Annotated in this window: 18 protein-coding genes; 12 read left to right on the top strand and 6 right to left on the bottom strand. The window is 42.3% G+C overall.

The genetic code is table 11. The features are described 5' to 3' along the window. The first annotated feature begins 7 nt into the window (after positions 1-7). Complete coding sequence (locus G4420_RS20340) at positions 8-730, top strand: LytR/AlgR family response regulator transcription factor (protein WP_163325788.1); 723 nt, start codon at positions 8-10, stop codon at positions 728-730. Here G4420_RS20340 and G4420_RS20345 read toward each other — a convergent pair. Further along, complete coding sequence (locus G4420_RS20345) at positions 727-1,302, bottom strand: hypothetical protein (RefSeq protein WP_163325789.1); 576 nt, start codon at positions 1,300-1,302, stop codon at positions 727-729. The genes G4420_RS20340 and G4420_RS20345 overlap by 4 nt on opposite strands. 48 nt (positions 1,303-1,350) lie before the next feature. On the opposite strand from G4420_RS20345, the gene G4420_RS20350 reads away from it, so the two are divergent. Then, on the top strand, positions 1,351-2,166 hold the full coding sequence (locus G4420_RS20350; RefSeq protein ID WP_163325790.1) for an aminotransferase class IV: 816 nt from the start codon (positions 1,351-1,353) through the stop codon (positions 2,164-2,166). A 590-nt stretch (positions 2,167-2,756) separates the two neighbouring features. Here G4420_RS20350 and G4420_RS20355 read toward each other — a convergent pair. Further along, positions 2,757-3,911 carry an iron-containing alcohol dehydrogenase gene (locus tag G4420_RS20355; RefSeq protein ID WP_163325791.1) on the bottom strand — a complete coding sequence of 385 codons (1,155 nt, stop codon included), beginning with the start codon at positions 3,909-3,911 and terminating at the stop codon, positions 2,757-2,759. A gap of 70 nt (positions 3,912-3,981) precedes the next feature. On the opposite strand from G4420_RS20355, the gene G4420_RS20360 reads away from it, so the two are divergent. The 3 genes from G4420_RS20360 to G4420_RS20370 all read left to right on the top strand — a co-directional run bounded on the left by G4420_RS20360 (position 3,982) and on the right by G4420_RS20370 (position 7,688). Further along, on the top strand, positions 3,982-4,569 hold the full coding sequence (locus G4420_RS20360; protein ID WP_163325792.1) for a hypothetical protein: 588 nt from the start codon (positions 3,982-3,984) through the stop codon (positions 4,567-4,569). A 115-nt stretch (positions 4,570-4,684) separates the two neighbouring features. Then, complete coding sequence (locus G4420_RS20365; protein WP_163325793.1) at positions 4,685-5,377, top strand: head GIN domain-containing protein; 693 nt, start codon at positions 4,685-4,687, stop codon at positions 5,375-5,377. A gap of 226 nt (positions 5,378-5,603) precedes the next feature. Next, positions 5,604-7,688, top strand: coding sequence for a S9 family peptidase (locus G4420_RS20370; RefSeq protein ID WP_163325794.1), 2,085 nt, complete (start codon positions 5,604-5,606; stop codon positions 7,686-7,688). A 59-nt stretch (positions 7,689-7,747) separates the two neighbouring features. On the opposite strand, the gene G4420_RS20375 is transcribed toward G4420_RS20370, so the two are convergent. Together G4420_RS20375 and G4420_RS20380 are read right to left on the bottom strand one after the other, a co-directional pair. Next, positions 7,748-9,001 (bottom strand): M14 family metallopeptidase, encoded by a 1,254-nt coding sequence (locus tag G4420_RS20375; protein ID WP_163325795.1) that lies wholly within the window; start codon positions 8,999-9,001, stop codon positions 7,748-7,750. 12 nt (positions 9,002-9,013) lie between these two features. Continuing rightward, entirely contained in the window at positions 9,014-10,234 is a 1,221-nt protein-coding gene (locus tag G4420_RS20380) for a TlpA family protein disulfide reductase (RefSeq protein ID WP_163325796.1), read from the bottom strand. Between the two features lie 81 nt (positions 10,235-10,315). On the opposite strand from G4420_RS20380, the gene G4420_RS20385 reads away from it, so the two are divergent. Beyond that, the gene (locus G4420_RS20385) at positions 10,316-11,440 is read left to right on the top strand and encodes a Gfo/Idh/MocA family protein (protein WP_163325797.1); all 1,125 of its coding nucleotides are present in this window, start codon (positions 10,316-10,318) and stop codon (positions 11,438-11,440) included. Then, a complete protein-coding gene (malQ, locus tag G4420_RS20390) occupies positions 11,430-12,911 on the top strand; it encodes a 4-alpha-glucanotransferase (protein ID WP_163325798.1) in 1,482 nt (493 codons plus the stop codon). The genes G4420_RS20385 and malQ overlap by 11 nt, the downstream gene beginning before the upstream one ends. A 368-nt stretch (positions 12,912-13,279) precedes the next feature. On the opposite strand, the gene G4420_RS20395 is transcribed toward malQ, so the two are convergent. Both G4420_RS20395 and G4420_RS20400 read right to left on the bottom strand, forming a co-directional pair. Beyond that, complete coding sequence (locus tag G4420_RS20395) at positions 13,280-14,083, bottom strand: alpha/beta fold hydrolase (RefSeq protein WP_163325799.1); 804 nt, start codon at positions 14,081-14,083, stop codon at positions 13,280-13,282. Between the two features lie 32 nt (positions 14,084-14,115). Then, the gene (locus G4420_RS20400; protein ID WP_045030752.1) at positions 14,116-14,829 is read right to left on the bottom strand and encodes a pyridoxine 5'-phosphate synthase; all 714 of its coding nucleotides are present in this window, start codon (positions 14,827-14,829) and stop codon (positions 14,116-14,118) included. 69 nt (positions 14,830-14,898) lie between these two features. Here G4420_RS20400 and G4420_RS20405 point away from each other — a divergent pair, with 69 nt between their 5' ends. The 5 genes from G4420_RS20405 to bamA all read left to right on the top strand — a co-directional run bounded on the left by G4420_RS20405 (position 14,899) and on the right by bamA (position 21,021). Beyond that, the gene (locus G4420_RS20405; RefSeq protein WP_163325800.1) at positions 14,899-15,561 is read left to right on the top strand and encodes a CBS domain-containing protein; all 663 of its coding nucleotides are present in this window, start codon (positions 14,899-14,901) and stop codon (positions 15,559-15,561) included. Between the two features lie 13 nt (positions 15,562-15,574). Next, positions 15,575-16,465, top strand: coding sequence for an NAD kinase (locus G4420_RS20410; RefSeq protein ID WP_163325801.1), 891 nt, complete (start codon positions 15,575-15,577; stop codon positions 16,463-16,465). Positions 16,466-16,770: 305 nt separating this feature from the next. After that, positions 16,771-17,565, top strand: coding sequence for a DUF6089 family protein (locus tag G4420_RS20415; RefSeq protein ID WP_163325802.1), 795 nt, complete (start codon positions 16,771-16,773; stop codon positions 17,563-17,565). Then, positions 17,565-18,308: an isoprenyl transferase gene (locus G4420_RS20420; protein WP_163325803.1), complete on the top strand. Its 744-nt coding sequence runs from the start codon at positions 17,565-17,567 to the stop codon at positions 18,306-18,308. Before G4420_RS20415 ends, G4420_RS20420 begins: the two co-directional genes overlap by 1 nt. A 4-nt stretch (positions 18,309-18,312) precedes the next feature. Further along, the gene (bamA, locus tag G4420_RS20425) at positions 18,313-21,021 is read left to right on the top strand and encodes an outer membrane protein assembly factor BamA (RefSeq protein WP_163325804.1); all 2,709 of its coding nucleotides are present in this window, start codon (positions 18,313-18,315) and stop codon (positions 21,019-21,021) included. Positions 21,022-21,030 lie beyond the last annotated feature (9 nt).

Consider the following 21,030-nt stretch of genomic DNA (forward strand, 5'->3'; position numbering starts at 1 on the left):
TATTACCATGAAAACAAAGTGCCTCATTATCGATGATGAGCCTCTTGCACGTGACTTGATGCGCTCGCACATTGAAAAACTAGATAACTTTGAAATTTGTGCAGAATGTGGCGATGCCATGAAAGCCCTGCAGGAACTTCATAATCACAAGATTGATCTGATGTTTATGGACATTCAGATGCCCCAGATAACAGGAATCGAATTCCTGAGAACATTAAAAAATCCGCCAAAAGTTATTATTACCACTGCTTACCGCGAGTACGCTCTTGAAGGGTTTGAGCTGGATGTGGTCGACTTTCTGCTGAAACCGATAACTTTCGAGCGTTTCTTAAAATCGGTAAATAAATATTACCAATCGGTACAAGACGATGTACCGGCTGCGCAACCTGTTCCTTCAACAAATGGAAATTCCGATGAAGCCTTTATTTATGTGAAGGAGAATAAAAAGGTCTTAAAGGTTCATTTAAACGAAATTCTTTATGTTGAGGGTTTGAGCGAGTACGTGCAGATTTATACCACCGAGAAAAAGATTATCACAAAAACCAGTATGACGCACATGTCGGAAAAACTGCCCGAAAGTGGTTTTATGCGTATTCATAAATCGTTTATAGTGTCGCTGTCAAAAATCGAAGCATTTACATCGACCAGTATCGAGGTTCCGGGAAAAGAATTACCCATCGGGCGAAGTTACAAAAATGCGGTGCTCGAGGTTTTGCAGCTTCAGGGCTAGGAAATAGCTCCTGCATTTACAAATAGTTGCCATAGTTTTATGATTCCGGAGTCTTCTTCTTCCAACGATTTTATTGGCGAAAGTTGCAAGTACGAAATTCGTTGATCGTTTACGGACTGAAGATTTTGTTCCGTGTCATCACTAATCGGAATTTTATGCACACATAAAGTAAGTACCGTTTTTAGTGTGGTGGCGCGTACCCTGATGGTGTGTTTCGAAAACTTTGCCGGATGAATGTGGATATAACGGTCGGGCTGATTGCCCTGTTTTATCAGCCATTTTGATTCGTCGGGTAAGGTTATCTTTTTCCACTCTGCATTTCGCAACCAGTTGTTGAAGTCGGTTTGGGTGATAATATTTTTTGTTTCGAAATAGTTGAGGCTGGCCTTACAAACCTGTTCCGGCGTTAGTTCTCCAAGGTAAAAATCGAACAGGTTATTCCCAATCGAAAGAAGTGCTTTTTCGATAACGTTCCAGTTGCCTTTTTGCCATTCAGTAAGTTCGTTCAGTAGAAAGTGAAAATGATGTTTGTATGGATTATATTGGATCGGTAACGGAATTTCTGGCGGCATTTGAATTGCTTTTGAAACATTTCAATAAATTTACCACAAAAGAAACAGATGGCACTTTTTCCAATCCATAAATATTTTGTTTTTAACGGTAGGCTTGTGCCGGTTTCTACTTTTGTGCCGGCCGAAAACGAAGGCGGGATCTACGAAGTTTTACGTGTTGTAGATGGCATCCCACTATTTTTAGATGAGCACCTGCAACGTTTTCAACATTCGGCTGAACTGGCCGGAAAAGAGATTCGATACAGCTGCACGCAGTTGGAGGCGTTCTTGAATCAGCTGATCATTAGAAACGAGGTAGATGAAGGAAATATTCTTATTTCGTGTAAAACCAACCTGAAAGCTTTTTTTATAGCCCATAATTATCCTTCCGCTGAACAGTACAAGTCGGGAATTCGGTGCGGACTTTTACACGCCGAGCGCATGAATCCGAATGCCAAAGTTTTTCAAACCGAAGTACGCAAACAAGCCAACCAGCTGATGGAAACCTTAGGTTTTTACGAAGTGTTGTTGGTCGATCATGAACAGCGAATTACCGAAGGAAGCCGAAGCAACGTGTTTTTTATAAAAGGCGATGAAATAATCACGCCTCCGGGTAAACATGTTCTGTTGGGGATCACACGTCAGAAAACAATTACCTGTGCCAATCGGCTTAACCTGAAAATACGTGAAGCTGAAATACCACTGGATAGATTGACCGGTTTGGATGCTGCATTTATCACCGGTACTTCACCCAAAATACTCCCAATAAAAGAAGTTGACGGGCATTCGTTTGATGTGGATAATAAAGTATTACGAAGTTTGATGAACGAATACGATAAAGTCATTCAGGAAGACATACAAAATAGGGTTAGGAAGTCCGGATAAAATCAATAATAATAAGAGTATATATTGTTTGTGTTTGATATATAGATTGTGATTCATTTGTCTTTTCAGACAGAAAATACTTTTTCCTATAGCTGAAAAAGTATTCAAAAAAGCCACCGCTGACGATAAAAAGCTAAAAATAAATTCCTTTCACTAAAATCAAGAAACTTCCCGATGCTACGATCGGGACAGGCTCTCCTTTTAGTCCTTCGTACCTCAGGCCTAACGATCGTCAAACAGACTTGATTTTTAACGTTCTATCCATTCATTTTCTTAACGCTTTTTCTCGAAGGCGGACTTTGGCAAATCTGTTGCGGGCGCGTCAAAAATCCGTCAGTCGGGCTAATTGGCCGCATTGAAAAAACGCAGAGGTTATTTTTTGATCCCGATAAAATCGGGACTTTCTTTTGATCGATTGCAAAAGAAAGAGCCCGTCTGGCTTGAAGACAAAAGTCACCTAATTAATTTGTTGTTTCGGGTCTTCAGGAATTCAGCATACAGAGATTATTTTAATACATAAAAAAGGTTGTCAGGGATAGTGGGTGATTAAACACCGGGCCTGACAACCTTATATTTTATCTGGAAAGCTATTACAATCGGTTTCTCAAAATCTTCTCAATTTCAAGGTAATCCATATCCTGTTTCTCGCCAATTTTTGCCTCGCTTTGTTTAAAGCGGTCAACAATTTTAGTTATGGTCGATTCAGGAACATCATAATCCGGCAAACGGCATGGTACGCCTAACGATTCAAAGAACTCAACAGTTCGGGCAATAATGGCGTCGATTCTTTCATCCTCGTTACCAGCTGTAATGCCCCAAATTCGTTCGCCATATTGTAAGATCTTATCTTTTTTGTTATCGCGCTTAATGTGCATCACACCCGGCAAAACAATGGCCAGTGTTCGTCCGTGGTCTATTCCGTGGAAAGCCGTTAATTCGTGACCAATAACGTGTGTCGACCAGTCTTGCGGTACACCAACTGCAATCATGCCGTTCAGTGCCATTGTTGCACACCACATAAAGTTGGCGGCAGCGTCGTAGTTTTTACGGTCGGCCAGAACCTTCGGACCTTCCTCAATAAGCGTGGTCAGGATACTTTCTGCCAGCCTGTCCTGAAGCGGCGAATTCACTTTAAAAGTCAGGTATTGCTCCATTACGTGAACAAAGGCATCAACAACGCCGTTGGCCACCTGGCGGTCGGGCAGGGTAAAAACACATTCCGGATCGAGTACCGAAAACTGTGGCATTACCAGCGGTGAGCCAAAAGCTTTTTTCTCCTGCCTTTCAACACGTGTAATTACTGAATTTCCGTTCATCTCCGATCCTGTTGCCGGCAGGGTTAAAACCGCACCCAAGGGCAACGCTTTTTCAACTGGTGCACCTGCAACCAGAATATCCCATGGATCGCCGTTTTCATACAAAGCAGCAGCGGCAATAAATTTTGTGGCATCAAGTACCGAACCTCCGCCTACTGCCAGCAGAAAATCAATATTTTTCTTTTTTACAACATCTACTGCTTCCATACAGGTTTCGTAATGCGGATTGGCCTCAATTCCGCTAAATTCTTCAACCGTGCAACCTTTTAAAGCGGCCATTACCTGGTCGTAAACTCCGGTGCGTTTTATGCTTCCGCCACCGTAAATCATTAAAATGTTTGCATTAGCAGGAATTTCACCGGATAGTTTTGAAATCGATTCTTTTCCAAAAAGAATTTTAACCGGATTTCTGAATTCAAAATTGTACATGAAATTTATTTTTGGTTATTTCAACTGTCATCTGAAACAGGCGTGCCTGTTCGTTGTTCAAAGATATAAAATGTGGCAGAAAAGATATTCAAATAGAGAGCTTGATTTCCGGGAAGACATTCCGAACTATTCCGACGAACAGCTAAAGGAGGTGCTGAAATTGCGCGATCATTATCAGCCGGAAGCTGCGCAGCTGGCTATTCAGGAAGCCCTGAAACGTGGGATTATTCACTCTGAGCAGGATCTTTTTTCTGAAGAATACAGATGCGAAGAAATACAGTTTTCGCTGTTCCCAAAAATTAAAAAAGACCGAATCCGAATAAAAATAAGAAAGAGTATTGCGCGCAGTTTGGTAATATGTTCCGTGCTTCCGGAAGTGTACGGTTTAGTTGAAATGAAAACCGGGAAAAGTTGGGAAGGAGCCGGGATTCTGCTTTTTGGCTTGCTGTGGTTGTTTTGTTCTGCACAACTCATCAAAGTATTTCATGTGCTTTTTATAAGGTGTTTAATGGCGGGAACTATACTTGGGGCCATGTATATTTTTTATCGCCTCATATCATCGCATACCTATGTTTTTATGGATTTTTTCCTGGTTCTGGTTCTCGACGGTTTAATTTTTTATGGGTTGCTTTTTATGCTGAAAAATGCCCGGGAGTAAAACCGAAGCTGTTCTCAAATCCTCCATTTATCTGGGAAAAGCACGCATTCATCGAAATAAGTACAAAATACAAAAGACGAAACCTTACTTTTGAAGCGTTATAAAAAGAAAGACTATGAAAACAATATTGCTGTTTACCTTATCAATTCTATTTACGTTCAACCTATCAGCACAAAACGACGACGACTGGGATTCGCGCCGTTACGATATCGACAATTTTTCGGCCATTTACCTCGAAGGCAGTTACAAAGTGTTTTTATCGCAGGGTAACGAGAGTGCCTTAACGGTAAAAACTCCCGATGATGATGTTTTGGATGAACTGGATGTTGAAAACTGGGGCGATGAACTGCGAGTGGTCGTTGATCGTGATTTTATTAATTACGAACGCATTCACTTGTATGTAACTTTTAAAAATCTGGATAAGATTAAAGTGCAGGGCGGTTTAAATTTAAGCACCGATGGTTACCTCGATTTGAATGATCTATACGTGCAAGTTGAAGGTGGAGCTAAGATCGATCTGGAGGTAAAAGCGGAAGATATTGAGCTGGTTGGCGAAGGAGGCGTACTGGTGCAATTGAAGGGAGTGGCAGAGAAACTGGATGTAAAACTTTCGGGAGCCGGACACGTGGATGCAGAAGATCTTCGCGTTAATGATGCCCGTTTTAAAATAGAGGGAGTTGGAACCGGCTCGGTGCATGCTGTTGAAACACTGTACGCCAAAATTGAAGGTGTTGGCAAGGTTCGCTACACCGGAAATCCAAAAGTTACCCGCGATATTGAAGGGCTTGGAAGTGTAAAAAGAGATTAAAAATATACTACTCGTACCTTCCAAAAGGTACAAATTTTCTTAGGTTTGGTTTAGGTTTATAAAAGGCTATCATAGGGTAGCCTTTTTTCTTTTATGGGAAACCTAACTTCAAACCAATTCCCCACAGATTTTTTTCATTCGATATTTACGGTTTTTGTATAAAAATCATTGCCCGAGCACTTTAAATATGTTTATTTTGGATTCACTAATTTTTCAAAAAAGTAAAATGAAGAAAATTGCACTTTTTATTTTAATTGTCATGACGATAGTTAGCTGTACGCAAAAAGAGTCGGGGCAGGTGGCAAAAAACTATGTGCCTGAAACGCCGAAATTAAGTTCAGATGTGATGACTCCTGAGGTTTTGTGGTCGTTTGGCCGCCTGGGAGGAGCGACGGTTTCGCCCGATGGATCTACGGTTCTTTATACGGTAACCTATTACAATATCGAGGAGAATAAGTCGTACCGCGATATTTATACGATTCCGGTTACGGGGGGAGAAGCAAAAAATCTCACCAACACCGCCAGTAACGAATACAATGTTGTTTGGCGCCCCGACGGTAAGAAGATCGGTTATTTGTCTTCAGCATCCGGCAGCGTTCAGTTGTGGGAAATGAATCCTGACGGTAGTGAGAGGCAGAAGGTTTCGGAAATTGAAGGTGGAATTTTCGGATTTCAGTATGCGCCGGATATGTCGAAAATATATTACCTGCAAACGGTAAAACTCGATAATGATATTCACGATCTTTTCCCCGATCTGCCAAAAGCCAATGCGCGCCTGGAAACAGATATTATGTACCGCCACTGGGATACCTGGCATGATTACACCTATAACCACATTTTTATTGCCGATTATTCGGATGGAAAAGTAGGAGCAGGAACCGACATTATGAAAGGTGAACGTTTTGATTCGCCAATGAAACCTTTTGGAGGAACGGAGCAAATTGTTTGGAGTCCCGATTCAAAAACGCTGGCTTACGTTTGTAAGAAAAAGGTTGGTAAAGAATATGCGGTTTCTACCAATTCTGATATTTACATGTACGATGTTGCAAGTGGAAAAACCAGCAACTTTACTGAAGGTATGATGGGCTATGACCAGAATCCGGTTTATTCGCCCGACGGAAAATACCTGGCTTGGGAAAGTATGGAGCGCGACGGTTACGAAGCCGATAAAAACCGTTTGTTTGTAGCCAATCTGGAAACTGGTGAAAAGAAAGACTATACCGCCGATTTTGATCAAAATGCCGCTGCATTGAGCTGGAGTGCTGATTCAAAATCGATCTATTTTATCAGCGATATTCATGCAACCGATGAAATTTACCAATTGGTTCTAGCAGATAATTCAATTACCCGTTTGACGGATGGAGTTCACAATTATCAAAGTGCAATTCCGGTTGGAAATCAATTGCTGGCACAAAAAGTTTCGATGTCGCAACCGGCTGAATTGTATTTGGTTGATCCGGCTACAGGAAAAGATAAGGCGTTAACCACTGTAAATAAAGGAATCCTTGATCAGTTAACCATGGGGAAAGTGGAAAAACGCTGGATGGAAACCACCGACGGAAAACAAATGGCTGTTTGGGTGATCTATCCGCCACACTTTGATCCGAACAAAAAATATCCGGCTCTGCTATACAATCAGGGAGGTCCGCAGGGAACGGTTAGCCAGTTTTGGTCGTACCGCTGGAATTTCCAGATGATGGCAGCCAACGATTATATTGTTGTAGCGCCAAACCGACGTGGATTACCCGGCTTTGGCCAGGAATGGAACGAGCAGATTTCAAAAGACTACGGTGGCCAGAATATTAAAGACCTGCTGACTGCCATCGATGAAATGGCCAAAGAGCCTTTTGTTGACGAGACAAAACTGGGTGCCGTTGGTGCCAGCTACGGAGGTTATTCGGTAATGTACCTTGCCGGAAATCACGAAAAACGTTTTAAGGCTTTTATTGCTCACGATGGTATTTTTAACTTCGAACACATGTACACCACAACCGAGGAAATGTGGTTTGTGAATTTTGATTACGGTGGTGCCTACTGGGATAAGGATAATGCCGCAGCGCAACGTTCCTACTCATTTTCGCCACACAAATATGTTCAAAACTGGGATACGCCGATTTTGATTGTGCAGGGTGAAAAAGACTACCGCGTACCTCCGGAGCAGGGAATGGCAGCATTTAATGCAGCTGTATTACGAGGAGTGCCTGCACAAATGTTATACCTGCCGGAAGAAAACCACTGGGTGCTGCAACCTCAAAACGGAATTTTGTGGCAGCGTGTATTTTTCAACTGGTTGGATAAGTGGTTGAAGTAACATTCATAGCCTAAAAAGAAAATGCCATCCGTCAGCTGACGGATGGCATTTTTTATGGCTTAATCTTCAAGCATAATTTTCATAAGATTGATGGCTGTAAATTCGCCTTTTTTCCTGATCAATTCCCGCGGAGTGTCGTCGCCAACTTCGTAAGTAACTGCCTCGGCACCAAATTCATGAAAAATTGAAACCGTAGAGTTGATCCGCTCAACATCTGCAGCGTTCGGACGGATATTCGGATCGTAACCGGGAATATCTTCCGCCATGGCTTGTATAATTTTAGGAACGATTCCCGGCATATTTCCTTTTAGCTCCGGAGCGATGGTGTAGTAAATATCTTCATAGGTAGAATGAAAATCGATGATAAAATAGAATTTGCGCTGCTCCGCAACTTTGTCTTGCATAAATTTTCGGACGGCTTGTGTCTCCGACTGGTTAAAATCTTCCCAGTCGCGGTTTAAGTCGATCCCGCCGGCACCATGGCGCCAGTGACCATTGTCCACCCCGTCGGGATTTACACACGGCACCACGTAAATACAATATTCGTCTCTGAACTTTTTAGATAATGCGTTGGTAGCACATAATTCCTCGGTAAATGCTTTCATAGCCAGCCAGCCGGTAACTTCGGGCGGGTGTTGGCGCGAAAGAACCATCAGCATCTTTTTACTTTCCGGGTTGCCAATTTGTAGGTATTTTATCGAGCGGCCTTCTTTGCTTTTTCCCAATGCATCAAGACTTACATGTGATTTCTCTGCAAGTACACCGGCCCACTCATAAATGTCTTTTGACACAATGAGTTCCTGTGCGGCAATCCATGTAGTATCGCTGTTTATCGCTAAAGTAAATTCGCAAAAATTGGGCGATTCACCTCTTGCTACCGATGCTGTGTCGGCTAAGTAAACGGTAGAATCAATTGGTATCCAGTTTTTTCCATCAGTGCTGATCTTCGGATAATACCGGTGCCCAAATCCTTCGTTGTAAGTGATTTTTAGCAGAATTTCTTTTTCTGTGTCCGACCAGATTTTAAACGCATACCACGGACTTTCATTTATTGGTGTATTTTCAGGAGTGATCAAAACGGTAACTTCATTTTCGCCGGTAAGCGCAACCCCGTTTAGTCGGGCACCATCGAATTCATTTGACAGAAAAATGCCGTTGCCCACATCAAATGTCTTTTTTAGTTGGTATTGAATGGGGCGGGTGAGGGTGCTCACTTTTTGAATGGGCTCCTGACCTTGCCATTTGGTGTCTTTTGGTTGGCACGAGCATAGAAAGAAAAGGATTGAAAGAGCGAATATAAGGTGTTGTTTCATAACTATTCAGGATTAGATCGTTTCGTTCAATAATGTTTCAATCAAAGCTTCGGTTTCTGTTTTGTAATGCTCGTAAGCTTCGCCTGTCCCAGGGCCCGAAAAACCGGTGTGTATTTCACGTATTTCGCTTTTTCTGTCGACAAAAATGGCAGTAGGATACGAAATTATTTTGTTCAGCATCGGCAGTGCTTCCGCTGCTTTTTGCTTGTTTGATGTTCCTGCCAGAACCAGCTCCCACGAAACATTCAGATCATTTCGGTAACGTTCAATGCGTTGTTTGAAATAGTCGAAATCGGGTTTTACTTCAAAATCAAGACCGATGATTTCCAGTCCGGCGGCATTATATTTTTCATACATCTCAGCCAAAAAGCGCGTTTCGTCCATACAATTCGGGCACCAGGTGCCAAATATCTGAACGATTACAGCTTTTCCTTTATATTTTTCATCTGCTAATGAAATAGTATCGCCCTCTTCATTCGGGAAAGCAAAACTCAATTTATCGTAGCCCGGTTTCAGGAAAGTAAGCGTTTTCATATCGGCGAGTTCAGCGCCGTCGGCTTTTACTGCACTCCATTTTTCCTTATAGGTATTGCCGGAGTAAAACCAACCGTTTAGCGTGGAATCATTGAGTTCGGCAGTAAACAAAAACACGTGCGCACCATCAAAACACGAGAGTTGCATGGTGTTGCCATTCACCACACCTTCCAGGTAGCGGTAATCACCTGTTTCGGTTTGGAATGTTCCGGTAATGCGATTGCCATCTTGCTCAAAAATCCCAATTGCCGGACTGTCGTTCTCTTCTTCGCCAAAGTTTACTTCCCATTTGCCCGAAAAATCAGCGGCATTTTCATCAGTAATTTCGAACCGTTCTTCAGTGTCGTATTCGGCTTCAAAAGGTATGGGCAGAACTTTACTTTTGTTGTAGTTGAAGTATTCGCCACTAATTTTATTACCACTGATTCTGCCTTTGAATTCAGAACCAAAAACGGGCATTTTTATAAACACGGAATCACCTTTGTAAGCTATTTCCTGAACGTCAATCTGTTCATCGGCATTTGAAACCACGAGGAGCTTTTCATTGAGCACTTCAACATTGAAAGGGATTTGTTGATCCGGATTTTGATCATCGATTTGGAAAGCGAACCGCCAGTTCCCCGTATTTAACACAGAATCGGTTTTGGGAGTGCAGGCACATAACATTCCCACTAAAATATACAGCGCAGTTTTTTTCATCTCAGAAGTATTTTGCCTTAAATCTAAACAAAAATTAAAGAGTTGGCCAAGGCCGGGAATATATTGATCAAAACATTATTTTTGACGAAACATTTGAAACAAACCATGCAAAAAATACATGTAGGATTTATTGGTGCTGGCGGGATTGCCCGTGCTCACGTTTATGCGATTCAGGCTCTGAAGTTTTATTATAACGAAGTTCCGGAAATTGTTTTGGAGTCGGTGGCTTCGGCAAGAGTGGAAAGCCGCGAGGCGTTTGCCAAACAGATGGGGTTCGGAAAAGCCGAGTCGGTGGAGGATTTTGCAAAGAATGAGAAAATTGAAGCGGTATATATTTTAGGGCCGAACAAAGTGCATTTCGAGCATTTTAAACTGGCGCTGCAAATGCCAAACGTGAAATATATTTACCTGGAAAAACCGGTTTGTTCTTCGTTGGAAGAGGAAGAAAAAATGAAAGAGCTGCTGGAAGCGGCGGGTCATGATGTTCGTATTCAGGTGGGTTTTCAATATTTGCAGACTTCATCGGTTCGCGAGGGATTAAAATTCTGGCGCTCGGGAAAAATAGGAAAGCCCATTCATTTTGATTTGAAATATTACCACGGCGATTACCTGCAGGAAAGTTACCGTAACAAACGTGTGACACGTTTAACTCCCGCTCCTGATGGCGGTGCGATGGCCGATTTGGGATCGCACGGAATTAGCCTGCTGATGGCTTTTATGGGAGAAGAGTTACAAATTACAAGCGGCTTGCAGGCAGGAGATTTTGACGGTGTGCCGGCCGGATCGGATTTGTTTAGTTCGCTGTCGTTGTACGAACCAAAAACCGGTGCTGTGGGAAATATGTCGGCCAGCAGAATAAGTTCAGGTTCCGGGGATTTGGTGTCGCTGGAGATTTATGCTGAAAATGGTGCCTTCCGTTACTCATCACAAAATCCGGAGTACTTTGAATATTACACCGAAGGCTCTGATCAATGGGTAAAACAAGTGGTAGGCAGTAACTATAAACCGGTTACGAGTTTTCCTTCGGGGCACGTTCCGCCGGGATGGTTGCGCTCGATGGTGCACGCGCATTACCAGTTTTTTACCGGCGATGACTCGGAGGCTGTGATTGCCGACTTAAAACACGGCTTGGCGGTGCAACGCATCGTTCGCGAAACTGCCGATCATTTAAAACAATTCAGAGAAAACTTTAAGAATGACAACTAGAAAGAGCGGAATTCTGCTGCATATAACTTCGCTGCCGGGACAGGAAGGTGTTGGTACATTGGGGAAAGAGGCCTACGCCTTTGTTGATTTTCTGGAGGAGAGCGGTCAGAAACTCTGGCAGATACTGCCGCTTGGGCCGGTTGGTGCCGGAAATTCGCCGTACCAGTGTTATTCTGCTTTTGCCGGAAATCCTGTATTGATCGATTTGGAACTGCTTTTGGATGAGGACCTCTTGAGTGCTGATGACCTTGAAACAATACCGGCTTTCAAAAAAAAATCAAAGGTGGAATTCGAAAAAGTTTCAGCATGGAAAAGCTCGCTGTTGAAAAAGGCTTTTCAGCATTTTCAGGAGAAAAAGTTTGATCATTTCCGCGATGAGTATTATCACTTTTTGAATGAGCATGGCTGGTGGTTAAACGACTATGCCTTGTTTATTTCGGTGCGTGAATATTTTGGTGGATTGCACTGGAGCGAGTGGGACCGTGGTATAAAATTCAGAGAGTCGGAAGCTATAAACGATCTGTCGCAAAAACTGGAGCCGCAGATCGCTTTTGAGAAATTTGTTCAGTTTATGTTTTTCAGGCAGTGGCACAAATTGAAACGTTATGCCAACGAAAAAGGCATTCAGATCGTTGGCGATGTGCCGCTTTACGTTTCGGGCGATAGTTCGGATGTTTGGACCAATACCGATATTTTTCTTCTGGATGACGAGTTGAATCCGACAGAAGTTGGAGGTGTGCCTCCTGATTATTTCTCGGAAACAGGTCAGTTGTGGGGGAACCCGGTTTTTGACTGGCAGCGCCTAAAAGAACGTGATTACGACTGGTGGATGGCACGCCTGCATTTTAACCTGAACATGTTTAACCTGGTGCGTATCGATCATTTCCGCGGACTGGAATCGTTTTGGTCGGTTCCGGCAGACGAGGAAACTGCTATTAACGGAAAGTGGGTGCCGGCGCACGGTTACGAAATGCTGAGTTTGATAAAAAGCCAGATTGGAGTTTTGCCATTTATCGCTGAAGATTTGGGAATAATTACCACTGAAGTGGATCATTTGCGCGAACGTTTTAACTTGCCGGGAATGAAAGTGTTGCAGTTTGCCTTTGCCACTGATGCGACAAATCGTGATCTGCCGCACAATTACGAACGAAACTATGTGGTTTATTCGGGTACGCACGATAACAATACCACTTTAGGTTGGCTGAATGCGGTTGAAGGGGAAGAAAAGGAACTGGTGGCAAAGTATGTTTCAGAGGAGCATGCTGCGAAACAAATTATGGAAATGGCTTTGGCATCGGTAGCTGACACGGCTATTTTACCCATGCAGGATGTGTTGGAGCTGGATGAAAAATCGCGAATGAACACGCCCGGAACTGCAACAGGAAACTGGGATTGGCGTTTTCAGTGGAAGCAGTTGAAAGTGGGGCAGAAGAAATTTTTGAAGGAAACTACGGAAAAGTATAATCGGTAGTTTTTTTAAGGTAAAAGTAGAAAGGCAAAAGGTAAAAGTTGAGCTTCGTGAAATCCCGGTGGTAGCCTTAGTAGCAATAGTGAATGAGTAATTGAGTTTATGGGGGGCAGTAGGCAAATACCACTAGGCAAAAAGCCCCATCGGGGCGAAATCTAATAGCCCGGTGCGTAAGCGCCGGATTTTGAATTCCAGTCTATAGTTCAATAGTTTTATTGAAGAGTTAACCGCAGAGTTGCACTAAGTAGTGCACAGAGTTTCACAAAGAAAAGTTCAGTATTTCGAATACATTTTTGCAATTTAACAGATGTACAGTTTTCACGTTTTCAATCTCACTCAATCTTAAAATCAATCTGACTCAATCTATGGAACTAGCAGCATAAAAACACCGCTTCAGCAAACTTTTGTGGTTGTTCGGCATGCAGCCAGTGTCCGGCATCGGGAATATCAACAATTCGTGCTTCCGGATAAATTTCTTTTATCAGTTCTATATCCTCGTCCTGAATGTACTTCGAAAGTAAACCACGGATAAAAATTACCGGGTAGGTTGTTATCGGAATTCGATCGTCGAGCCAGTGAATATTTACCCCACTAACAATTTCTTCCAGGTAATCATAAAGCACTTCTGCATTTACCCGCCATTGAAACTGTTTGGTTTTTTTATTTTTCTCTACATTCTTCAGAAGAAACATCCTGATGCGTTCATCATCTATTTTTTCTGCCAGAAAATCATTCACATCGTTACGCGATTTCACCATCGAAAAATCAATGTCCTGCATGGCCAGCAGAATATTTTGATGCAGGTAAAACTGTCCCTCTTGTTTGAGTTGCAGGTAGTCTTTTGGGGCAATGTCGGCAATCACAAGTTTTTCTACCTTTTCAGGGTAATCGGCAGCAAACCACATGGCTGTTTTCCCACCCATGCTGTGCCCAAGTATGGTGGCTTTTTCGATGTTGTGCTTCTCAAAAAACTCCGCCAGGTCATCGCGCATGTCGTTGTAAGTGTGCGATTCTGTAAATCCCGATCGCCCATGGTTGCGCTGATCGATCATATAAATCGTATGCTTTTCGGCCAGTCGTTTCGAGATGTTCATCCAGTTATCCGACGATCCGTAAAGTCCGTGTATAATTACCAGTGGCGATCCACTGCCTGTCTTTCGGTAATATAAATCCATAGTGTGTTAACTGCTGCTGCTGCCGTTTTGTTCTATTTGAGGCAGTCGAGGTATTTCTGTATGGTAGTTTCCAAACCTAAATAAAGTGCATCGGCAATAAGTGCATGCCCAATTGAAACTTCTTTTAAGTTCGGGATTTTATGATACATGTAATTCAGGTTTTCCAAACTTAAATCGTGACCGGCATTTACATCAATACCCAGGTTCTCCGCCATTTTGGCCGCCCTAACAAATGGTTCAATTGCTTTTACATGATCAATAGGGTATAGCGTTGCATAAGGTTCGGTGTACAATTCAATACGGTCGGTTTTAATCTCCGCTGCACCTTCCACCGCTTTTTCATCCGGATCGACAAAAATAGATGTACGGATGCCGGCTTCCTGTAAGCGGGCAATCACATCTTTCAGAAAACCAAGGTGTTTCCACGTGTCCCAGCCATGATCGCTGGTTAATTGAGCGTCGGTATCCGGTACCAGAGTAACCTGGTCGGCCTGCACTTCAATAACCATTTTCAGGAAATCTTCACTGGGGTAACCTTCAATGTTAAATTCAGTGGTTATCAGTGGTTTTATCTCGTAAACATCTTTACGTGTAATGTGCCGCTCATCGGGGCGTGGATGGATGGTAATTCCTTGAGCACCAAATTTTTGACAATTGACAGCGGCATCCTTAACGCTGGGCATTTTGCCACCGCGAGAGTTTCGCAGTGTTGCAATTTTATTTATATTTACACTAAGTCTGGTCATAACTAAAAATTTAAAGACGCAAGTTACTATTTTCAGGCTGAACGATTAACATTAAACAGTAAAGTTTTGTTGGCAGAAAAACTAATATCAGATGTAATTCCGTCGGTAAGCAGTTCCGAAACAGGGCGTAAAGCGCTGAGTCATATGGATGTTTACCGTGTGTCGCATATTCCGGTGGTTGACGAATCGAAATACCTGGGACTTGTTTCTGATAAATTAATATACGATCTGAACCTGGTTGAGGCGCAGCTTTCAACCGCATTAGATAAGCTAAACACAACACATGCGCACAGCGATCAGCATATTTTCGAGCTGGCAATCGTAATGTACAAACTAAAGATTAGTGTGTTGCCGGTGCTTGATGAAGACCACTATTACCTGGGAGCCATTACATTGTATGATTTGGCCCGGCGCTTTGCCAGCCTGTTTTCGCTGCAGGAAGTGGGCGGTGTGTTGGTTATCGAGATGAATGTGAGCGATTATTCTGTAGCGCAGATCAGCCAGATTGTGGAAAGTAACGATGTGAAAATACTCAGCTTCTTTATCGATCGTAAACCCGGAGCGAATGTGCTGGATGTTATAATTAAACTTGACTCAGAGGAATTGTCGGGAGTTGTTCAGGCGCTTATGCGTTACGATTATAATGTAAAAGCCATTTACCAGGATCGGTCGATGTTGAATGACCTGTACCAGGATCGTTTCGATCAGTTTATGAAATTTATGAATATTTAAATCCAATCGAATAGTGAAAGTTGCAGTATTTGGTACGCTGGTTTCCGATGATTTTGTTCCTGTTTTGCAGGAGTTTTTTGCCTTTTTGCGCGCAAAAAATATCGAAGTACAATTATACAAGCCTTTTTATTCTCACGTGGTTGAAGAGTTAAACAGTTCAACCTATTATACCTCGTTTTTTCATTCGTATTCCGATTTTGATCCCGACAATGATTTTATTTTTAGTGTTGGGGGCGATGGAACATTTCTGCAGTCGGTGTTGAATATTCGTAATTTCGATATCCCCGTAATTGGACTGAACGGAGGCCGTTTAGGATTTCTTGCTGATATTTCGGAAGACCAGGTGCATAATGCTCTCGAAAGTATTTTTAGCAAGAACTATAAAATCGTTGAGCGTTCGATGTTGGAGATTGAGTTTTCGAACCAGGAAAACCTCGACTTTAACTATGCATTGAATGAAATGACGGTGCTGAAAACCGATAACTCATCGATGTTAAATGTTACGGCACGGGTTAACGGCGAGTTTCTCAATAATTACTGGGCCGATGGTTTGATAATTGCCACTCCAACCGGATCAACGGCTTATTCCTTAAGTGTTGGTGGTCCCATTTTAACACCCAATTCGGCCAACTTTGTAATTACCCCGCTGGCACCACACAACCTAACTATCCGACCGATTGTGGTTCCCGACACCAGTGAAATAGAACTTACCGTTGAAGGCCGGGGAACCAACTACCTTACTTCACTCGATTCGCGTTCGTTCGCCGTTGAGTTTTCTACCAAAATAAAAGTGAAAAAAGCCGGGTTTAATCTCAAAACATTACAACTGCCCGAACAGCCCTTTTTTAATACCTTACGCAATAAGCTAATGTGGGGAATGGACCGAAGAAACTACAATTCATAGGCCTACTTAACAATTTTTAATCTTTGTTTCGGTTTTATAATAACAAAGGAGCATGTTATTTTTAGAATTATATTACTTTTGTAGCTTTTGAAAGCAAAAGATAAAACGTTTTTATACGTTTAAGTTCATTGATATTCAGTTTGTTATGAGTTTGATTTTTGTTCGTAGATTGGTGTGTTTTTGTAGCATTTCAGGCCAGAAAAACCATATTGAAACGAACAGTAATTTTTTCATTTCAAAATGAAGTAAGTGATAAAAATAACATGTCTGAAACCATTGTTAAATAAACGAAATTGAATACCAAGATGAGAAAATTATTATTGGTGTTTGTTACAGTTTTGCTGACTGTTTCAGTACATGCACAAAAAACAGCTGACATCGGAATCTGGGGAGGTACATTAACATCGGTACATGGCGACATGGATGAAGATGCCCCGTTTCAATCGTTCAATTTAAATTTTGGAGCTTATTTCAGGTATAATTTTAATGCCCGCGTAGCCGTGCGCGCCATGTTTCTTACCGGCACATTTGCCAGCGAAGGAACAGTAGAAAGTGCGCCATGGGAGTTTGATAAATCGGTTCATGATTTAAGCCTGCAGGCAGAAATTAATTACCTGAGGTATATTTTAGGTAAGCAAAAACTGAGGTTTAGTCCGTATGTTACATTCGGAATTGGTGTAGCATTTTTTCCCTACACATTTACGTCGGGGAGATTAGCGACTGATCCGTTAGGGCCTGCAGGAATATTAGGATTTAATCCTGATCATCCGGAACTGCGGTTTGATGCGGCAGGTGATCCGATAGATGTTGAATACGAAGAGTCGGTAGCAACGCCAACCATTCCGTTTGGAATAGGATTTAAATATACCATTGGCGAACGTTTGGGGTTAGGAGTTGAGTACCAGATGCGCAAATATATGAGTGATCAATTGGACGATTTGGATGATCCGCTGGCACATGTAAATGGTTTTGGTGAAACCATCACTTATAATGATGGTTCGCATAACAACGACTGGGCAGGATATTTGGGGGTACATCTCACATATATGATTTTTATAGGCAAAAAGGCTTGTCCGGCCTACGATGCTAAAAATTGGTGATGAAAACAGTTGACAGATTAGATAGAAATAATATTCCAAAGCATATTGCCATTATTATGGATGGCAACGGAAGGTGGGCCGCAAAACATGGCAAACCCCGCGTTATGGGACACGAGAATGGCGTTGAGTCTGTTCGTGCCGTAGTGGAGGGAGCCGGCGAAATTGGCGTAAAACACCTCACTCTTTATGCATTTTCTACCGAAAACTGGGACCGCCCAAAAGAAGAAGTTGAAGCACTTATGGCGCTTTTGGTGCATGCCATTGAAGCCGAAACACAGGAGCTAAACAAAAACAATGTAAGGCTTAGCGTTATCGGATGTGTGGATGTGATGCCCGAAAATGTGCAGGCAAAACTTCAGGGTTGTGTTGATGCATTACAAAATAATACCGGGTTGAATCTGGTGCTGGCTTTAAGTTACAGCGGAAGATGGGATGTGCTTAATGCCGTAAAAAAACTGGCCGACGATTTGGCTAATAACAAGATTACACAAGAAAAAATAAATAACGAACTGTTCCAAGATTATTTGTCTACCTCAGAATTGCCTGATCCGGAGCTAATGATAAGAACCAGCGGCGAATATCGGATTAGTAACTTTCTGTTGTGGCAGATAGCTTACTCTGAGTTGTATTTTACGAACAAATTATGGCCCGATTTTAGAAAAGAAGATTTATATGAAGCCATTCTTGATTATCAGAACAGAGAGAGAAGATTTGGAAAAACAAGTGAACAGTTAACGAGCTAATTTTATGACTAGAATCAAAAGACCATTAGTCGCCTTTTTATTCCTTTTTGTAGCGTTTGTGCCACAGCTTTTTGCACAAGAAGCTGATAGTACAAACTTTTCAATCTACTATTCAAGCGCACGCAAGTATACAATTGCCGATGTGCAGGTTTCAGGAATCCGCTATCTGGATAAAGATGTGCTTATCCAGCTGTCGGGTTTAAAAGTAGGCGATGAAATAATGGTACCCGGAGATGCAATTACAATTGCGATAAAAAAACTCTGGCAACAGGGCCTGTTTTCCGATGTAAAAATACAGGCAACTAAAATTATCGGAAATCAGATTTGGATAGATATTTATTTGCAGGAACGGCCTCGTTTGGGGGATGTAAATTTTTATGGTGTTTCAAAATCGGAAAAGGACGACATTACCGAAAAGGTTTTACTCTTGCGGGGAAGTCAGATCACCGATCACCAGGTAAACAGTGCCGAACGAACAATTATGAATATTTTCCACGGTAAGGGTTTCCTTAACACCGAGGTTAACATTGTTCAGCGCGACGATACCACCCAAAACAACAGCGTAATTCTGGATATTTACGTTGACAAAAAAGAAAAGGTAAAGGTTAATAATATAGATATTGAAGGCAACGAGGCACTTTCGGATGTTACATTGGAACGTGCCATGAAGAAAACAAACGAAAAATCGTTGCGAAATTTCTTTAAAACCAAAAAATTCCTTCAGGAAGAATACGATAAAGATCAGGCAAACCTAATCGATAAATACAACGAAAAAGGTTACCGCGATGCGATTATTGTCGACGATTCGGTTTACCAGGTAGAAGTTGGGCGAAAAAACAAACCCCGGGTTAATATCGATTTAGACGTTGAAGAAGGCGATAAATACTACTTTGGAGATATTCGCTGGGTGGGTAATACTGTTTATCCTTCCGATTATCTCGATTTGGTTCTGGGGATTAAAAAAGGAGATGTATTTAACCAAAAGATACTGGATAAACGCCTGTTCGATAACGAAGAAGGTTTGAACAATCTTTATCTCGACAGAGGTTACCTGTTTTTTGACCTCGATCCTGTAGAGGTGAATGTTAACGGCGATACCATCAATTATGAAATGCGTATTATCGAGGGTGAGCAGGCAACAATAAACGAAGTGCGTATTGTGGGTAACACAAAAACACACGAACATGTTGCCCGTCGCGAACTTCGTACTTATCCAGGAGATCTTTTCAGTAAAACATTGCTGATGCGTTCGTACAGGGAATTGGCGCAGCTCGGACACTTCGATCCGGAAGCCATTAACCCCGATGTTCAGCCTCACCCCGAAGATGGAACAGTGGATATTGAATATCAACTACAGGAAAAAGCAAACGACCAGATTGAGCTTTCCGGAGGTTGGGGAGCCGGTATGTTTGTTGGATCGGTAGGTTTAAAATTTGCCAACTTTTCGGTTCGTAACATCTTTAATAAAGAAGCCTGGCGTCCACTGCCTACCGGCGATGGACAGACACTGAGTTTGCGTTATCAAACAAGTGGTAAATATTATCGTACGGTAAGTTTGTCGTTTATTGAGCCGTGGTTAGGTGGTAAAAAACCTAATTCATTTTCGGTGTCCTTATCGCACTCGCGAATTAATTATAGCGCTAACCGATATACTCAACGCTATAATCCATACGGTTATGGCAGCAGTTATGGCTATTCACCTTATGGTTATGGTGGTGGTTATGGTGGCTACTCTCCATATGGCGGCGGCTATTCTCCTTACGGCTATGGTGGTTATAATTCATACCCGCAATACCAGTATAACTACGATTCGGAAAATGAGAACGAAGATGATGATCAGATATGGGAAACCACGGCATTGGCTTTGGGTTACGGATATCGTTTATCGTGGCCTGATGACTACTTTACTGTGTATCATGAATTGTCGCTGGAGCATTATAACCTTCGAAACATGGGAAGTATGTTCTATTTTATGGCCGACGAAAATGGCCAGGTAAACGGAACATTTAATAACCTGAGTTTTAAAACGGTTTTCGGACGTAGTTCGGTGGATAACCCACTATACTCGCGAAGAGGTTCAAATCTTTCGCTGGCTTTAAAAATGACACCACCTTATTCGTTGTTTAATGGTAAAGATTATTCGGACGAAAGCATAACCAATGATGAGCGATACAAATGGATTGAATATCATAAGTGGTTGTTAAAGGGTGATTGGTACACCCCATTAACAAATCCGAGCGGAGATCATACACTGGTGTTAAGAACTGCACTTGAAATGGGGTTCCTTGGTTATTTCGACTCAGGACGTAAATCACCTTTCGAAGGTTTTATTGTTGGTGGTTCCGGTATGTCGGGATACAATATTTATGGTACCGATTATATTGCGCTGCGTGGTTACAAAGACTACAGTTTGAGTCCGAGAAATGGTTCGAACATGTATTCTAAGTTCACTACAGAACTTCGTTTCCCGATTACTTTGAAACCGAGTGCTACTATTTATGCGCTTGCTTTTATGGAGGCAGGTAACGCAGGAATCAGTTTCCAGAATTATGTACCGTTTAAGTTGCACCGTTCAGCTGGTGTTGGTGTACGTATCTTCCTGCCAATGTTCGGATTAATGGGAATCGACTGGGGGTATGGATTTGACGAGGTACCGGGTGTTTCCGATGCTGCAGGTAGCCAGTTCCACTTCGTAATTGGTCAGCAGTTCTAACAGAAAATA

The organism is Draconibacterium mangrovi (genome assembly GCF_010586825.1).
Classification (GTDB): domain Bacteria; phylum Bacteroidota; class Bacteroidia; order Bacteroidales; family Prolixibacteraceae; genus Draconibacterium; species Draconibacterium mangrovi.

Bases quoted from the DNA above. Each gene is read 5' to 3' on its own strand.
- G4420_RS20355 (WP_163325791.1), bottom strand. From the start codon at position 3,911: ATGTACAATTTTGAATTCAGAAATCCGGTTAAAATTCTTTTTGGAAAA.
- G4420_RS20360 (WP_163325792.1), top strand. From the start codon at position 3,982: ATGTGGCAGAAAAGATATTCAAATAGAGAGCTTGATTTCCGGGAAGAC.
- malQ (WP_163325798.1), top strand. From the start codon at position 11,430: ATGACAACTAGAAAGAGCGGAATTCTGCTGCATATAACTTCGCTGCCG.
- G4420_RS20345 (WP_163325789.1), bottom strand. From the start codon at position 1,302: ATGCCGCCAGAAATTCCGTTACCGATCCAATATAATCCATACAAACAT.
- G4420_RS20365 (WP_163325793.1), top strand. From the start codon at position 4,685: ATGAAAACAATATTGCTGTTTACCTTATCAATTCTATTTACGTTCAAC.
- G4420_RS20395 (WP_163325799.1), bottom strand. From the start codon at position 14,083: ATGGATTTATATTACCGAAAGACAGGCAGTGGATCGCCACTGGTAATT.
- G4420_RS20350 (WP_163325790.1), top strand. From the start codon at position 1,351: ATGGCACTTTTTCCAATCCATAAATATTTTGTTTTTAACGGTAGGCTT.
- G4420_RS20370 (WP_163325794.1), top strand. From the start codon at position 5,604: ATGAAGAAAATTGCACTTTTTATTTTAATTGTCATGACGATAGTTAGC.
- G4420_RS20400 (WP_045030752.1), bottom strand. From the start codon at position 14,829: ATGACCAGACTTAGTGTAAATATAAATAAAATTGCAACACTGCGAAAC.
- G4420_RS20340 (WP_163325788.1), top strand. From the start codon at position 8: ATGAAAACAAAGTGCCTCATTATCGATGATGAGCCTCTTGCACGTGAC.
- G4420_RS20375 (WP_163325795.1), bottom strand. From the start codon at position 9,001: ATGAAACAACACCTTATATTCGCTCTTTCAATCCTTTTCTTTCTATGC.
- G4420_RS20415 (WP_163325802.1), top strand. From the start codon at position 16,771: ATGAGAAAATTATTATTGGTGTTTGTTACAGTTTTGCTGACTGTTTCA.
- bamA (WP_163325804.1), top strand. From the start codon at position 18,313: ATGACTAGAATCAAAAGACCATTAGTCGCCTTTTTATTCCTTTTTGTA.
- G4420_RS20380 (WP_163325796.1), bottom strand. From the start codon at position 10,234: ATGAAAAAAACTGCGCTGTATATTTTAGTGGGAATGTTATGTGCCTGC.
- G4420_RS20420 (WP_163325803.1), top strand. From the start codon at position 17,565: ATGAAAACAGTTGACAGATTAGATAGAAATAATATTCCAAAGCATATT.